This is a genomic window from Kitasatospora sp. NPDC001539 (assembly GCF_040298565.1).
Classification (GTDB): domain Bacteria; phylum Actinomycetota; class Actinomycetes; order Streptomycetales; family Streptomycetaceae; genus Kitasatospora.
Window position 1 is genome coordinate 35,774 of the sequence record NZ_JBEPAK010000008.1, and the last position, 15,797, is coordinate 51,570.

11 protein-coding genes are annotated in these 15,797 nt (G+C 72.0%); 8 read left to right on the forward strand and 3 right to left on the reverse strand.

Features of this window, described 5'->3' with window-relative positions:
• Window positions 1-646: 646 nt before the first annotated feature.
• Window positions 647-1,471, forward strand: coding sequence for an HAD family hydrolase (locus ABT247_RS03400; RefSeq protein WP_350737253.1), 825 nt, complete (start codon window positions 647-649; stop codon window positions 1,469-1,471).
• A 378-nt stretch (window positions 1,472-1,849) separates the two neighbouring features.
• Here the strand turns inward: ABT247_RS03400 and ABT247_RS03405 are convergent, their stop codons facing one another.
• Complete coding sequence (locus ABT247_RS03405; protein ID WP_350737177.1) at window positions 1,850-2,740, reverse strand: Fic family protein; 891 nt, start codon at window positions 2,738-2,740, stop codon at window positions 1,850-1,852.
• A gap of 219 nt (window positions 2,741-2,959) precedes the next feature.
• On the opposite strand from ABT247_RS03405, the gene ABT247_RS03410 reads away from it, so the two are divergent.
• The 7 genes from ABT247_RS03410 to ABT247_RS03440 all read left to right on the forward strand — a co-directional run bounded on the left by ABT247_RS03410 (window position 2,960) and on the right by ABT247_RS03440 (window position 13,596).
• On the forward strand, window positions 2,960-4,003 hold the full coding sequence (locus ABT247_RS03410; RefSeq protein WP_350737180.1) for an ATP-binding protein: 1,044 nt from the start codon (window positions 2,960-2,962) through the stop codon (window positions 4,001-4,003).
• A gap of 419 nt (window positions 4,004-4,422) precedes the next feature.
• Window positions 4,423-6,984: a SulP family inorganic anion transporter gene (locus tag ABT247_RS03415; protein WP_350737182.1), complete on the forward strand. Its 2,562-nt coding sequence runs from the start codon at window positions 4,423-4,425 to the stop codon at window positions 6,982-6,984.
• A gap of 242 nt (window positions 6,985-7,226) precedes the next feature.
• Entirely contained in the window at window positions 7,227-9,182 is a 1,956-nt protein-coding gene (gene acs, locus ABT247_RS03420; protein WP_350737185.1) for an acetate--CoA ligase, read from the forward strand.
• Window positions 9,183-9,658: 476 nt separating this feature from the next.
• Window positions 9,659-11,101, forward strand: coding sequence for a Na+/H+ antiporter NhaA (gene nhaA / locus ABT247_RS03425; protein WP_350737188.1), 1,443 nt, complete (start codon window positions 9,659-9,661; stop codon window positions 11,099-11,101).
• A 257-nt stretch (window positions 11,102-11,358) separates the two neighbouring features.
• The gene (locus tag ABT247_RS03430; protein WP_350737190.1) at window positions 11,359-11,835 is read left to right on the forward strand and encodes a phage holin family protein; all 477 of its coding nucleotides are present in this window, start codon (window positions 11,359-11,361) and stop codon (window positions 11,833-11,835) included.
• A 417-nt stretch (window positions 11,836-12,252) separates the two neighbouring features.
• On the forward strand, window positions 12,253-13,242 hold the full coding sequence (locus tag ABT247_RS03435; RefSeq protein WP_502892373.1) for an alpha/beta fold hydrolase: 990 nt from the start codon (window positions 12,253-12,255) through the stop codon (window positions 13,240-13,242).
• A 144-nt stretch (window positions 13,243-13,386) separates the two neighbouring features.
• Window positions 13,387-13,596: a hypothetical protein gene (locus ABT247_RS03440; protein ID WP_350737193.1), complete on the forward strand. Its 210-nt coding sequence runs from the start codon at window positions 13,387-13,389 to the stop codon at window positions 13,594-13,596.
• Window positions 13,597-13,632: 36 nt separating this feature from the next.
• On the opposite strand, the gene ABT247_RS03445 is transcribed toward ABT247_RS03440, so the two are convergent.
• Entirely contained in the window at window positions 13,633-14,334 is a 702-nt protein-coding gene (locus ABT247_RS03445; protein ID WP_350737196.1) for a metal-dependent hydrolase, read from the reverse strand.
• 243 nt (window positions 14,335-14,577) lie between these two features.
• Complete coding sequence (locus tag ABT247_RS03450) at window positions 14,578-15,762, reverse strand: MarP family serine protease (protein WP_350737199.1); 1,185 nt, start codon at window positions 15,760-15,762, stop codon at window positions 14,578-14,580.
• Window positions 15,763-15,797 lie beyond the last annotated feature (35 nt).

Genomic DNA, 15,797 nt, shown 5'->3' on the forward strand with positions numbered 1-15,797 from the left:
ACGTCATCCGCGTTCCGATTGCCTGTGGATAACTCGGGGGCTGTGGATGAAAACGTTCACCCGGGCGGGGGGCTATTCGGCGAGGAATTGACGAAAGGGGGTCACCGAGATGAACCGGCCGATCACTCACCCCCCGGCCGAGCACTCCTCCAGGCAGCCGGTCTCCGCCTTCCGCACCCCACCGGACCGGTTCGGCGGGCACCGGTCGGGCGCGGGCCGCACGGGCGGCTCGGCATGAGCAACCAGCAACGCAGAGTGACGAAAGGTGGGGGATGGACCAGGCTGTCGACACCCCCCGTACACCGTCGGCGGGGCGGTCGCGTCAGCCGCCGCGAGAGGCCTTCAAGCCCCGAAAATGGCCCCGGACGTGCGACGACCCCCGCCGGGGGGGGAGAGCGGGGGTCGTCTATCCACAGCCCGACTCGGGGGGGAGGAGCCGGACCGGGTTAGCACGGTCGCGAACGATCCGTGACTTCCATGGTGTACCCGAGCGGCCAGAAACACAAACCCGCACGCCCGCGAGTACGCCGAATGGCGGGGTGTTTTGCGGCTCCCTCTATCCTCGGTTCCCGTGGACACCACCGAGAACGCCGACGACCACGCCGACGAGTCCCAGGACGAGACCACCGGGCCCGAGGAGCGCGGCGTGCCCGCCCGTCCCCGGCCGAGCGGACCGCGCACGGCCGCCTTCTTCGACCTCGACAAGACCATCATCGCGAAGTCGAGCGCGTTGGCCTTCAGCCGGCCGTTCTACCAAGGCGGCCTGATCAACCGTCGGGCCGTCCTGCGCAGCGCGTACGCGCAGTTCGTCTTCCTGGTCGGCGGCGCGGACCACGACCAGATGGAGAAGATGCGCGAGTACCTCTCCGCCCTGACCCGGGGCTGGAACGTCCAGCAGGTCCGCGAGATCGTCGCCGAGACCCTGCACAACCTGATCGACCCGATCATCTACGACGAGGCCGCCTCGCTCATCGAGCAGCACCACGCGGCCGGCCGGGACGTGGTGATCGTCAGCAGCTCCGGCTCCGAGGTGGTCGAGCCGATCGGCGAGTTGCTCGGCGCGGACCACGTGATCGCCACCAGGCTCAAGGTCGAGGACGGCTGCTACACCGGCGAGATCGAGTACTACGCCTACGCCGAGAACAAGGCCGCCGCCATCCGGGAGCTGGCCCGGACGGAGGGCTACGACCTGGCCGAGTCGTACGCCTACAGCGACTCGTCGACCGACCTGCCGCTGCTGGAGGCCGTCGGGCACCCCTCGGCCGTCAACCCCGACCGCGCGCTGCGCAAGGAGGCGCAGGCACGGGAGTGGCCCGTGCTGGTCTTCGACCGGCCGGTAAAACTGCGGCGCCGGCTGCCCGAGTTCTCCGCGCCGAGCGGTTCGGTGCTGACCGCGGTGGCGGTCGGGACGGCGTTGGTGACCGGCGCGGTCATCTGGTACCTGGCGCGGCGGCGGCGCCCCGTCGCCTGAGGCCTCGGACCGGCCCGGGAACACCGATCGGGCCGAAACGGGCAATCAGCACAGACTTCTCGATTCGGGTTCCCCTTTCGGCCGAAACGCGATACAAATGAAGCACGGCCCGCGAGACCCGGTCAGGACCGAAGAGGTCAAACCGACAACGCAGTTCAGGCCCCACGGACCGCGCGTACAGATATCCGGGCACCCACATGCAGCCGACCCGCTGTCGGGCCGCCGGACCAGACGAACGGGCAGGATCCCCGTCTGGTCGGCACTTCCGGTGCATGCTTGGTCACCCGGTGTCTGCACCAGCGGCGGCACCATGCAGGATCAGGTGCCGCCGCATCCACGTGTCCGCAGGCGCCCTCTGTGTGTCCGCGCGCGCCCCGCTCAGGCCATCCCGCGCTGCATCGCCTCGCAGACCGCCGTGCTCTCCCGCACCCCGAGCCGCAGGGCCCGGCCGCAGTGGTGGATCCAGGCCGCCATGCCCTCCGGCGTGCCCCCCAGGTAGCCGGCGAGGGCCCTCCGGTAGGTGTCGGTGCCCAGTTCCGCCAGGCCGACCTCGGCCGGGCAGATCGACTTCGGGTCGAGGCCCTCGGCGATCAGCACGATCCGCTGGGCGGCCCGCGCGATCACCCCGTTGTACGCGCCGAACGGCCGCAGGGCGAGGAGTTCGCCGTGCACCACGGCGGCGACCACCAGGGCGGGCGTCCCCACGCCCTGGCCCTCGGCGCGGGCCACCAGGAGCCGGGAGAGCTGGTCCAGCCGGGCCGCGACCTCCTCCGCGCCCGGCGCGGGGGGCAGCGCGGGCAGCGGTCCGTCCGCGGCGTCCACCTCGACGCTGTCCACCGGCTTGAGCTCCAGCGGGAACAGCTCCTCGGCCCGCTCCCCCGCCCGCCGCGGCCGACCGGCCGCCGGGTCGGCGTCGCCGACCGCGAGCAGGTGCAACCGGGCCAGCACCTGGAGCGGCGAGTGCCGCCAGACGCTCAGCAGCTGGCCGGCCTCGGCGGTGATCCGCAGGGCCGCACCGACCGTGCGGGCTTCGTCGTCCGCGCCGAAGTCGGTGCGCCGCCGGACCTCCTCCAGCGGCCAGTCGGCCCCCGCGACGGCCGCGGACGCGCGGGCGCCGCGCAGCGCGGACTCGGAGGTGACCTCGGCCGCGCGGCGCCGCATCACCCGGTGGCCGTAGAGCCGGTCGACGGCCTTGCGCACCTCGGCGACCGCGTCGGGGACCCCGGGAAGCTGGGCCAGCGGGGCGAGGGGATCTGTTCCAGTGCTCACCTACCCGAGAGTAATGAACGGGTCGCCCCTCCCGGAACAGCAACCCCGCATCACCCGTTAGAGGCAATCCTCACTTCCCTCCTCCGCCGGAGCCCAAACCTTGGCTAGCATGGCCACTATCGGAGACGATAACGATTTCCAATAGAGGCGCAGTCGCAACAGCCTCGCCCTCGAGCACCCGGCCCGCCGCAGGGCCCAGAGCGAAAGCCGGAGCCCCAGATGAAGATCGCCTTCGTCGGCAAGGGCGGCAGCGGGAAGACCACGCTGTCCGCACTGTTCATCCGCCACCTGGCCGCCGTCGGCCGGCCGGTCATCGCCGTCGACGCCGACATCAACCAGCACCTCGGCCCCGCACTCGGCCTGACAGATGCCCAGGCGGCCGCGCTGCCCTCGCTCGGGGCGCACCTGCCGGAGATCAAGGAGTACCTGCGCGGCAGCAACCCGCGGATCCGCTCGGCCGACGAGATGATCAAGACCACGCCGCCCGGCCGCGGTTCGCGCCTGCTGCGGATCGTCGAGGAGAACCCGGTCTACGCCTCCTGCGCCCGCCCGATCGCGCTGGACGAGGGCTCGGTCCGGCTGCTGGCGACCGGCGCCTTCACCGAGGAGGACCTCGGGGTGGCCTGCTACCACTCCAAGGTCGGCGCGGTGGAGCTGCTGCTCAACCACCTGGTGGACGGCCCGGACGAGTACCTGGTCACCGACATGACCGCGGGCTCCGACTCCTTCGCCTCCGGCCTCTTCACCCGCTTCGACCTCACCTTCCTGGTGGCCGAGCCGACCCGCAAGGGCGTCTCCGTCTACCGCCAGTACCGGGACTACGCCCGGGACTTCGGCGTGCAGCTGCGGGTGATCGGCAACAAGGTGCAGGGCCCCGACGACCTGGCCTTCCTGCGCCGCGAGGTCGGCGACGACCTGCTCACCACCTTCGGGCAGTCCGACTGGGTGCGCCGCCTGGAGCAGGGGGCCGAGCCCCCGCTGAAGTCGCTGGAGCCGGCCAACCGGGCCGTGCTGGCGCAGTTGCAGACCGAGGCCGAGGCGGCGTACGGGCGACGCGACCCGCGGCGGTACTCCGAGCAGGCGGCGCTCTTCCACCGGCGCAACGCGGAGAGTTGGGCCAACGCCAAGGTCGGCGTCGACCTCGCGACCCAGGTGGACGAGGACTTCGTGCTGGGCGAGTGCACGGACGGCTTCGCGGACGGCTTGACGGACGGGTTCGCGGCGGGCGGCGGGCGGGCCACACCGGCGGGGGTCACCGCCTGACGCCGCCACGAACCGAACGGGCCGCCGCCCTCCCCTCCCGGGAGGACGGCGGCCCGTTCCCCATGTCGGCCCCGCGGCGCCACCAGCAGATTCCCGCCCGTTCGGACACCACCCAATGGGGTGAATCAGGGGATTTCGGCTTCCCACCGGGAAGGACGTCGTGCAAAGCTTTCATTACTCTCGGTTTACCGAGCCTTGACGGTCCGTCCCCACGGCCCTCGGTGAGACATCCCGCAGCTCGCCCAGGCGCCTGGCGGACCTGATGGTCGACGCCGGCCGGTGACACCCACATTCCCCGCCGCGCCCACGCCATCCCGCCACACCGTCGCGACCCACGACAGCCGATCCGCTCCGGAGCCCCACCCCGGACTCACCGCCGGACCTGACTGCGTTCGTTCCCCCGGACAGACGGGAAGACAATGACCCTCGACATCTCCAGCGCCCCCATCGCCTCCGACACCACCGACCACGCGCCACCGGGCCCAGAACCCAGATCGCACTGGATCCAGGACCTCTCCGCCTCGCTGGTGGTCTTCCTGATCGCCGTGCCGTTCTCACTCGGCATCGCGCTGGCCACCGGCGCGCCGCTCACCGCCGGGCTCGCCGCGGCGGCCGTCGGCGGCATCGTGGTCGGGCTGTTCGGCGGCACCCCGCTCCAGGTCAGCGGCCCCTCGGCCGCGCTGACCGTGATCACCGCCGGGCTGATCGGTCAGTACGGCTGGCAGGCCACCTGCGCCGTCACCGTCGCCGCCGGACTGCTCCAATTCCTGCTCGGCGTACGCCGGGTGGCCAGGACGGCGCTCGCCGTCTCGCCCGCCATCGTGCACGGCATGCTGGCCGGGGTCGGACTCACCATCGCCATCGCCCAGCTGCACGTCGTCCTCGGAGGTTCCCCGCAGAGCTCCGCTATCGCCAACATCCTGGCGCTGCCGGGTCAGTTGGCCGGACCGCATCCGCCGGCGCTGCTCGTCGGCATGGTGACCATGGTCGTGCTGCTGGGCTGGCCCAGGCTCGGCCGACTCCCCGGTCGTGCGGGTGAGCTGGGTCGTCGGCTGAGCAAGGTGCCGGGTCCGCTGGCCGCCGTCGCCGTCGCCACCGCGCTCGCCCTCGCCCTGGGGCTGCGGCTCGCCCACATCGAACTGCCCGCCTGGCAGCCGCAGTCGCTCGTGCCCGCGCTGCCGCACGGTTCGCCCTCCGCCGTGCTCGCCGCCGTCCTGACCGTCACCGCCGTCGCGAGCGTGGAGTCACTGCTGTCCGCCGTCGCCGTCGACCGGATGTCCCAGCGCACCGGAGACCTCGACCGCGAGCTGCGCGGGCAGGGCCTCGCCAACATGGTCAGTGGCCTGGTCGGCGGACTGCCGATCGCGGGCGGCGCCGTGCGCAGCACCGCCAACGTCCGGGCCGGCGGGCGGACCAAGTGGTCCTCCGTGCTGCACGGCGTCTGGGTCCTGGCCGCGGCCCTCGCGCTGACCGGCGGACTGCGCCGGATCCCGCTGGCGGCACTGGCCGCACTGGTGCTCGTGGTCGGGCTGCAGATGGTGAGCTTCGCCCACATCCGCAAGGTGCACCGGCACCGGGAGTTCCCGGTCTACCTGATCACGCTGCTCGCCGTGGTCGCCTTCGGGGTCCTGTGGGGCGTCGGGCTCGGCGCGGGCACCGCCGTGCTGCTCGCGCTCTACCGGCTGACCCGCGCCCACGTGGACGTCGAGACCCACCCGGACGGCTCGGTCACCGTACGGACCCACGGACCGCTCACCTTCACCGCCGTACCCCGGTTGAGCCGGGCGCTGGCCTCGATCCCCGCGGACGCCGAGGTCGCCGTGGTGCACGACGGCTCCTTCCTGGACCACGCCGCGTACGAGACGCTGCACAGCTGGCGGGCGGGGCACCAGGCCACCGGCGGGCAGGTCTCGATGGTGACGCGGCGCCGGGAGGACGAGGTGCTCGACCCCGACGGCACGGTCCGCGCGGGCAGTTCACCCGGTCCGCACCGCTGCCGCGCCTGGACGCCCTGGGTCGGCCACCACTGCATCGAGCAGCAGGAGGACCCGCACGGCCGGCTGCTGGACGGCGTCCGGGTGTTCCAGCAGCACACCGCCCCGCTGATCCGGCCCGAACTCGCCCGGCTGGCCCGGGAGGGGCAGACACCCTCCCAGCTCTTCCTGACCTGCGCGGACTCCCGGATGGTCACCAGCATGATCACCAACAGCGGCCCGGGCGACCTGTTCACGGTCCGCAACGTGGGCAACCTGGTGCCGGCCCCCTTCGAGCCGGGCGCGGCCGACGACTCGGTGGCTGCCGCGGTGCAGTACGCGGTCGAGGCGCTGGAGGTGCGCTCGATCACGGTCTGCGGCCACTCCGGCTGCGGCGCGATGAAGGCCCTGCTGGACGGAGTGCACGAGCGCCCCGGTCCGCCCACCCCGCTGGCCCGCTGGCTGCGCAACGGCCGCGGCTCGCTGGACCGGCTCCGCCGGGCCCCGGCCGAGTTCGCCGACCGGCCGGTGGTGGACCTCGCGGAGCAGCTCTGCATCACCAATGTCGTGCAGCAGCTGGACCAGCTGATGGCCAACCCCGCGGTGGAGCGCAGGGTCGAGGAGGGCACGCTGCGGCTGGTCGGGATGTACTTCGACTTCGCCACCGCCCAGGCCTACGTCCTGGACCGCGCCACCAGGACGTTCAGCCCGGTCGAGGCGCGCAGCGAGGCCGGGGTCGGCGCCCGTGCCGAGGCCGGGGTCGGAGCCCGCGCCGAGGCCGGGGTCGGAGCCCGCGCCGAGGCCAGGACCGAGAACGGCGCCGAGGCCCGTACGACGGCCCCCGCCGACACCCCGAGCGAGCCCCGGCGCGACGCCCTGGGCGACGCCCCGGTCGGCGATCCCCCCGGCACCGGGGCCGACCCTGACGGCGTTTCGGCCGAACGGGTGAGAAAGGACGACCGGGTCGCGGCCGAGGGCAGCGAGGAGGGCCCTCAGCTGGCCGCTTGAGAGCCGGGCCCGTGTCCCCGCCGGGCGGGCCGGGGCACGGGCCCACCTGCCACTGTGCGTCCTGCCGCCCCGGCGCGGCGGGGCACAGAGTCTGCTGTTCGGTGATCGGTCAAAGGTCTACACCAATTCCCAAGAGCCTCTTGTCAACTGCCCCTCTCGCCTGGTGAGCTGTGCGCTGGGACACACGGGACAATCCCCACGCACGGGATCGCCCCAGATCATGACTCGATGAGGAGTGCGCGTTGAGCAACGAGAGCCTGGCCAACCTGCTCAAGGAGGAGCGGCGTTTCGCCCCGCCGGCAGAGCTCGCCGAAGCCGCCAACGTCACCGCGGCCGCGTACGCGCAGGCCTCCGAGGACCGTCTGGGCTTCTGGGCCGAGCAGGCCCGCCGCCTGACCTGGGCCGTCGAACCGACCGAGACGCTCGACTGGTCCAACCCGCCCTTCGCCAAGTGGTTCGCCGACGGCAAGCTCAACGTGGCCTACAACTGCGTCGACCGCCACGTCGAGAACGGCCTGGGCGACCGGGTCGCCATCCACTTCGAGGGCGAGCCCGGCGACAGCCGCTCGATCACCTACGCCCAGCTCAAGGACGAGGTTTCGCAGGCTGCCAACGCGCTGCTGGAGCTCGGTGTCCGCAAGGGCGACCGGGTGGCGGTCTACCTGCCGATGATCGCCGAGGCGGTCGTCGCGATCCTCGCCTGCGCCCGGATCGGCGCCACCCACTCGGTGGTCTTCGGCGGCTTCTCCGCCGACGCCGTCGCCTCCCGGATCCAGGACGCCCAGGCCAAGCTCGTCATCACCGCCGACGGCGGCTACCGCCGCGGCAAGGCCTCCGCCCTCAAGCCGGCCATTGACGAGGCGCTCACCAAGGTCGACGGCGTCGAGCACGTCCTGGTGATCCGCCGCACCGAGCAGGAGATCGCCTGGACCGAGGGCCGTGACGTCTGGTGGCACGAGATCACGGCGCGCCAGTCGACCGAGCACACCCCCGAGGCGCACGACGCCGAGCACCCGCTGTTCATCCTCTACACCTCGGGCACCACCGGTAAGCCCAAGGGCATCCTGCACACCTCCGGTGGCTACCTCACCCAGGCCAGCTACACCCACCACGCGGTCTTCGACCTCAAGCCGGAGACCGACGTCTACTGGTGCACCGCCGACATCGGCTGGGTCACCGGCCACTCGTACATCGTCTACGGTCCGCTCTCCAACGGCGCCACCCAGGTCATCTACGAGGGCACCCCGGACACCCCGCACCAGGGCCGCTTCTGGGAGATCGTCCAGAAGTACGGCGTGACGATCCTCTACACCGCGCCCACCGCGATCCGGACCTTCATGAAGTGGGGCGACGACATCCCCGCGAAGTTCGACCTGTCCTCGCTGCGCGTTCTGGGCAGCGTCGGCGAGCCGATCAACCCCGAGGCCTGGATCTGGTACCGCGAGCACATCGGCGGCGGGAAGTGCCCGATCGTCGACACCTGGTGGCAGACCGAGACCGGCGCCATCATGATCAGCCCGCTGCCGGGCGTCACCGAGACCAAGCCGGGATCCGCCCAGCGCGCCCTGCCGGGCATCGCGGCCACCGTCGTCGACGACAACGCCAACGAGGTCCCCAACGGCTCCGGCGGCTACCTGGTGCTCACCGAGCCGTGGCCGTCCATGCTCCGCACCATCTGGGGCGACGACCAGCGCTACATCGACACCTACTGGTCGCGCTTCGAGGGCCGCTACTTCGCCGGTGACGGCGCCAAGAAGGACGAGGACGGCGACATCTGGCTGCTCGGCCGGGTGGACGACGTCATGCTGGTCTCGGGCCACAACATCTCCACCACCGAGGTCGAGTCCGCCCTGGTGGGACACCCCTCGGTGGCCGAGTCCGCCGTGGTCGGCGCGGCCGACGCCACCACCGGCCAGGCCATCGTCGCCTTCGTGATCCTGCGCGGCGGCGTCACCGAGACCCCCGAACTGGTCGAGGAGCTGCGGGCACACGTCGGCCGCACGCTCGGCCCGATCGCCAAGCCGAAGCAGATCAAGGTGGTCGGCGAGCTGCCGAAGACCCGCTCCGGCAAGATCATGCGCCGCCTGCTGCGCGACATCGCCGAGGGACGCGAGGTCGGGGACACCACCACCCTCGCCGACAGTTCGGTGATGAGCCAGATCCAGGCCCAGCTGCCGCCGTCGGGTGGCAACAGCTGAGGCGTTGAGCTCCTGCGGAACAAGCCGTAGCAGCGACCGGGGCCCCGGGCGGACACCACCGCCCGGGGCCCCGCCGTCTCACGCGCCGGCCTCGTCGGTCCCCACCACCCTCCCGCCGCCCGCTTCCGTCGCCCGTTCCGTCGGCCACCGTCGGCTCCATCGCACTCCCGTCGCTCTCCCCCCGTCGCTCTCTCCTCACCTCGGCGTTACGCCCCCCGGCCGTTCACCCGACTGCGCGCGGCTGGGGCCGTCCGGGCGCCCGTCGGCCCCTCCCAAGGGTGCGGAAACCGGCCGGCAGGGCTTAAGTCCTTAATCAGGACGATCCGGAAGTCATCCCGGACGCCCCGTTAAGCTGTTAAGGACGCATCTAGATCCTTGAGCAGGAGTCCGGGCGTCACAGGGCGCGCCGGGAAGTCTGGTCGGCACTGCACCACCCGTGCATCCGTTGCCGCTCCCAGCCCCTCAGGAGGTCCCGCGTGACCGACCAGCCGCCCGTCCACGAGCCGACGCCCCTCCGCCGGCAGCTCCTCGGTCGGCTGCCCCTGCCCGAGCGCACCTTCATCACCGATGCCCTGCGCACCGAGACGGTCGGCGGCGTGCTGCTGCTGGCCGCCGCCGTGGTCGCGCTGATCTGGGCCAACGCCTGGCCGCACAGCTACGAGAGCGTGCTCGACCACACCGTCGGCCCGTCGGCCCCGCTCCACCTCGACCTCACCCTGGGCGACTGGGCCAAGGACGGCCTGCTGACGATCTTCTTCTTCGTGGCCGGCATCGAGCTCAAGCGCGAGTTCGTCGCGGGCGAGCTGCGCACCCCGAGCGCCGCGCTGCTACCGGTGGTCGCCGCCGTCTGCGGCGTCGCCCTGCCCGCGATCCTGTACTCCCTGGTCAACTCCGGCAGCGGCGGTCACCCGGGTGGCTGGGCCATTCCGACCGCCACGGACATCGCCTTCGCGCTGGGCGTACTGGCCGTGGTGGGCAGTCACCTGCCTTCGGCACTGCGGGCCTTCCTGCTCACCCTGGCCGTGGTCGACGACCTGATCGCGATCCTGATCATCGCGATCTTCTACAGCTCCGGCATCAAGTTCTGGGCGCTCGGTCTGGCCTTCGTCGGCCTGGTGCTGTTCTGGTTCCTGCACCGGCACGGGGTGAAGGGCTGGTACCTGTTCGTGCCGCTGGCTCTGGTGATCTGGGCGCTGATGCACGAGAGCGGTGTCCACGCCACGGTGGCGGGCGTCGCGATGGGCCTGATGCTGCGCTGCCACCGGGAGGGTGACGAGCAGGAGTCCCCCGGCGAGCACATCGAGCACCTGGTCCGTCCGCTTTCCGCCGGGCTGGCCGTCCCCGTGTTCGCGCTGTTCGCGGCCGGGGTGACGATCTCCGGTTCTACGCTGCGCGAGGTATTCACCCAGGCCGCCCCGCTCGGCATCGTGATCGGACTGCTGGTCGGCAAGACGGTGGGCATCTTCGGCGGCACCTGGCTGGCCGCCAGGTTCACCCGCGCCGAACTGAATCCGCAGCTCAAGTGGGCCGACATGTTCGCCGTCTCGGTGCTCGCCGGCATCGGATTCACCGTCTCGCTGCTGATCAGCGAACTGGCCTTCCAGGACGACCTCGCGCTCGCCGACCGCTGCAAGACCGCCGTGCTGGTCGGCTCGCTGCTCTGCGCGCTGCTCGCCACCGTGCTGCTCAAGCTGCGCAACCGGCACTACCGCGAACTGTGCGAGGAGGAGGACCGGGACACGGACGGCGACGGCGTGCCGGACGTGTACCAGGAGAGCCTCCACCACGGGAATCTCCGCCAGGGCGACGGCCACCACGGGGACGTCCGCCAGGGCGACGGCCCGGCCGGACGGGAGCGGGCCGCCGGCCCCGCCCGGCCCCGGCCCCGGCCCGGCGAGCGGCCCGGGACGGGAAACTGAACCTCCCGGCGGCTCGGCTCCGAGGCTCGGCTCCGAGGCCCGCTCCGAAGCTCGCTCCGAGGCCCTGCGAAGGCCTCGAACCACCTGCCGCAGCCGTGACACGTCCCTCCGGCGGGGCCCCGGAGTGGTGTCCGACTGACCGGTAAGGGCATGATTCTGAGCTGTCGACAACCCACTGACGCCCCCGGACCCCCACCGGCACCGGAACCGCACCCGCGACGGCGTCACGCCGCAACAGCCGCAGAGGAGAACCGCTGATGCCCACAGGAGCCGCAGACCCGTCCAGCAACGGCCGGGCGCCCTACGAGGGCGAGCGTTCGGTGGGACAGCTGTTCGCGGCGGCCACCGCCGACCTCACCGCACTGGTCCACGACGAGATCGCGCTCGCCAAGGCCGAGATCAAGGCGGACGTCAAGCGCGGTGTCTCCGGCGGCGTCTTCTTCGCCGTCGCCGGGGTGCTCGCCATGGCCGCGATCCCGATGGTGAGCATCGCGATCGCCTTCTTCTTCCACTGGCTGGGTGTGCCGCTGGGCTGGTCCTTCGTGCTCTCGGCCACCGTCCACCTCATCCTCGCGGCGCTGGTCGGGTTCGTGGCCTGGCGTTTCATCAAGAAGATCCAGAAGCCCGAGCGCACCATCGAGGGCGTCCAGAAGACCGCCGAGGTGCTGAAGAACGCCCGGCCGCGCCCGGCCACCCAGGAGGAGATCGACCGGGGCCTCGGCCGCATCCCGTAAACCGGTCGACGTCCCGTAACCGATCGGCGTCCACGTGACCGGCCATCGCTCCCGTAACCGGTGAGCGGCCCCGTAACCGACGGCGTCCCCCGTAACCGACGGCGTTCTCCGCAACCGACAGCGTTCGCCGTAACCGACAGCGTTCGCCGTAACCGATCAGCATCCCCCACAACCCCGCCGGACACGTACGCCGACCCGCCGACAGCGAGTGCCGGGCACGTGTCCGGCACACGGATGTGACACGCTCTCGGTATGCCGCTTGACCAGAAGCCCGCTGCCGCGCAGCCGTCCGCCGATTCCAGCCCCGAGCAGGCCCCGGAGCGGGACACCGCCGGACCTGGGAACGGCCCTGGGAACGGGCCTCGGAACGGCCCTGCGACGGGGCCTGGGACCGAAGAGCAGCCCGGACAGCAAGCCGTGCACCAGACCGGCCGGCACACCGCCACCGCCACCGCCACCGCCGGTGCTCCGGGATTCGGACGCCACGGCGGCGGCGTCACCGAGGAGCCGTGGAGCATCCGGCAGTCCGGTCCGTGGACGCACCGCGACCTCGCGGCCAACGGCGCCCGCTTCCACATCGCCGAGCTGGGCGCCGGTCCGCTGGTGCTGCTGGTGCACGGCTGGCCCGAGTACTGGTGGGCCTGGCGCCACCAGCTGACCGCGCTCGCCGAGGCCGGTTACCGCGCGGTGGCCCTCGACCTGCGCGGCATCGGCGGCAGCGACCGCACCCCGCGCGGCTACGACCCGGGCAACCTCGCCCTGGACATCACCGGCGTGATCCGCTCGCTCGGCGAACGCCGGGCGCACCTGGTCGGGCACGCCTCCGGCGGCACCCTGGCGTGGGTGGCGGCGGTGATGCGCCCGTCGGTGATCCAGAGCCTCACCGTGGTCTCCGCCGCCCACCCCCGGGACCTGCGCCGGGCGCTGCTGACCGACCGCAAGCAGATGGCCGCCTTCGAGCACGTGCTGGGCTTTCAGCGCCCCTGGATACCGGAACGCCGACTGGTGGCCGACGACGCCGCGCTGGTCGGCCGGTACCTGGAGGAGTGGACGGGGCCGACCAAGCTGGACGAGGCGGCCGTGCACGCGTACCGGCAGGCGATCCGGATCCCCAGCACCGCGCACTGCTCGATCGAGCCGTACCGCTGGCTGCTGCGCTCGATGGCCCGTCCCGACGGCATCCAGTTCGCGCGCCGGATGAAGAAGCCGATCACCGCGCCGACGCTGCAGGTCCAGGGCGCCGCGGACCCGGTCCTGCTGTCGCACACCGCGCTCGGCGGCGGCGAGTACGTGGCGGCTCCGTACCGCTGGCGGCTGATGCCGGGGGTCGGGCACTTCCCGCACGAGGAGGCGCCGGAGGACTTCACCGCCGAGCTGCTGGACTGGGTGGGTCGCCACAAGGAGTGATCGTCCGGGGTGGGTCGGGCCGGTCGGAGCGGGGGGCTCAGCGGCCCAACTCCGCTATTGTGACGCTCATATGACAAGCGCATAGGCCAACTTCGGCAAAGCCCGGGCGGTTACCCCCACCGGCCCACGGGCATCCATTCCGGTATGACCTGGATGCCCGATCGCGGTGGCGCCCCGCACGGCCGACGCCACAACAGCCCCCAGCGCTCCACGCCCCGCCCGGACCGGGCCGAGGACCTCGGCTTCGACGGTCTCGACGGCCACCGGCGCGGAGTGCAACGGCAGCTCGGCATCCCGCGCATCCTCGGCCGGCGCGCCCGGTGGGTGGGCGCACGACTGCGGCGCGAGACCTGAGGCCTCGCGCCGCTTCGTCCCGCCGAACGGTGGAGATCAGTTCACGATGGTCGGCGACAGCGCGGTGAACCAGAGCAGGACGAAGGTCGCCACCGACATGATCGGCACCAGCACCTTGGTCTCGACGCTGTTGCCGCTGCGCTTGATCAGCACGATCTCGTAGCGCTCCTTGTGCGGCCACAGCAGCGGCGCGCCCTTCTTGGTCAGGCAGTCGCCCAGCAGGTGCGCCAGCGTACCCAGCGCGACCGCGTACGGCAGCCAGCCGGGCGAGTTGGGCATCCACGTGTTCATCCCGAACGTGCCGAGCGCGGACAGGCCGATCACGGTGATCCACGCCTCGGGGCCGTTGCTCGGCGGGCAGAGCCGCAGGGCCCGGATCGCGAGCGCCAGCAGGAAGAACGTCAGCCCGAGGGTGAAGTAGCGGCCCAGGTACGTGATGCCGGCCCAGGTACCGGCGCCCATCAGCGCGACGAACAGCAGCGAGTGGGTGGCGTGCCGGTGGCCGCCGGAGGCCCAGGCCACGAAGCGGCAGAGCACCTTGGAGACCGGCCCGAGGAAGTTGGCGATCGAGCCGTCGTGGTGGTCGAGGTCCGGCAGCAGGGCCGCTCCGGCGCACAGCACCGTGCCCATCAGGATGTCCGCCGGCTCCAGCTTGGTGTGCAGCAGCAGCGGGGGCAGGAACGGGGCGGACGCCGCGTACAGCATCGCCCCGCTCACCGCGTGCGAATGACCCATCATCGGACTGCCACGACCTCCCCTTGAGCTCACTCCGGGACGGCGCCCGGTTGAGCCGAACGGGTGAGCGCGGCCGAGGCTACCAGGGCGGGCTGACGACCTGACGGATCTTGTGCCGGGTCAGCCGGCAGCGCGTCGGGCCGAGACCCCCGCACGACCGGCGACGCCGCTTCGGCCGACGTCAGGCCGCCCGGCCCACCGCCTCGGCCGACGTCAGAAGTTGCCGGCCCACCGCCTCGGCCGACGTCACAGCGCGCAGCCCTGGGTGTCCACCCGGGTGTTCGCGGTGCTGCCCGCCTGGGCGTCCTCGCGCACCTCCGCGGCGGTCAGCACGTACCCGGTGTCGGCGCTGTCCAGGGACTTGGCGAACACCACCCCGTACACCTGGCCGTCCGGCGTGAGCAGCGGCCCGCCGCTGTTGCCCTGGCGGACCAGCGAGCGCACCGAGTAGACGTCGCGCACCACCTGGCCGCGGTGGTAGATGTCCGGGCCGTTGGCCTGGATCCGGCCGCGGATGCGGGCCGGTTGGACGTTGAAGGCGCCGTTCTCGGGGAAGCCCGCGACGATCGCGCTGTCATTGGTCCTGGCCTCGCCCGCGAAGGTCAGCGGGGGCGCGTTCAGCTTGGGCACGTCCAGGACGGCGATGTCGCGTTGCCAGTCGTAGCGGACCACCGTGGCGTCGTACAGCTGGCCGACCCCGCCGATCTGCACGGTCGGCTCGTCGACGCCGCCGACCACGTGGGCGTTGGTCATCACCCGGTGCGGGGCGAAGACGAAGCCGCTGCCCTCCAGGGTCTTGCCGCACGAGGTCGCGGTGCCGACCACCTTGACCAGGCTCTGCCGGGCCCTGGCCACCGCCGCGCCGCCGGCCAGCGCCGGGTCGGGGGTGTCGACCTGGGTGATCGGCTCGTGCTCGAAGGGGTTGAAGACCTGCGGGAAGCCGTTGCGGGCGAGCACCTTGGAGAAGTCCGAGAACCAGTTCGGCGCGTCGTCGGGCAGCGCGTTCTGGACGCCGCCGAGGATCGCCGAGGACCGGACCTGCCGGGAGACCGTCGGCAGGGACGTCCCGGCCAGCGCGGAGCCGATCAGCCAGGCGACGAGCAGCATCGAGATCACGTTGACCACCGCGCCGCCGGACGCGTCCAGCACCCGGGTCGGGCGGCGGTCGATGTGCCCGCGCAGCTTCCAGCCGAAGTGCGCGGTGACCGCCTGGCCGATCGCGGCGAAGACGATCACCACCACGACGGCCACCACCGAGGACGCGGTGCCCGGGCTGAGCTGGTCGAGCAGCAGGGGCAGCAGTTGGACGGCCAGCAGGCCGCCGCCGAGGAAGCCGACGAGCGACAGGACGCCCACCACGAAGCCCTGCCGGTAGCCCGAAACGGCGAATCCGACGGCGGCGAGGACCAGCAGCACATCCAGGACGTTCACTCGGACACCCTCCCACGGTTGGCGGACCGACCGCG

What these genes read in the sequence shown, in the direction of transcription:
- ABT247_RS03410 (WP_350737180.1), top strand. Translation starts at nt 2,960, where the DNA reads ATGAAGATCGCCTTCGTCGGCAAGGGCGGCAGCGGGAAGACCACGCTG.
- ABT247_RS03445 (WP_350737196.1), bottom strand. Translation starts at nt 14,334, where the DNA reads ATGATGGGTCATTCGCACGCGGTGAGCGGGGCGATGCTGTACGCGGCG.
- ABT247_RS03440 (WP_350737193.1), top strand. Translation starts at nt 13,387, where the DNA reads ATGACCTGGATGCCCGATCGCGGTGGCGCCCCGCACGGCCGACGCCAC.
- ABT247_RS03415 (WP_350737182.1), top strand. Translation starts at nt 4,423, where the DNA reads ATGACCCTCGACATCTCCAGCGCCCCCATCGCCTCCGACACCACCGAC.
- ABT247_RS03430 (WP_350737190.1), top strand. Translation starts at nt 11,359, where the DNA reads ATGCCCACAGGAGCCGCAGACCCGTCCAGCAACGGCCGGGCGCCCTAC.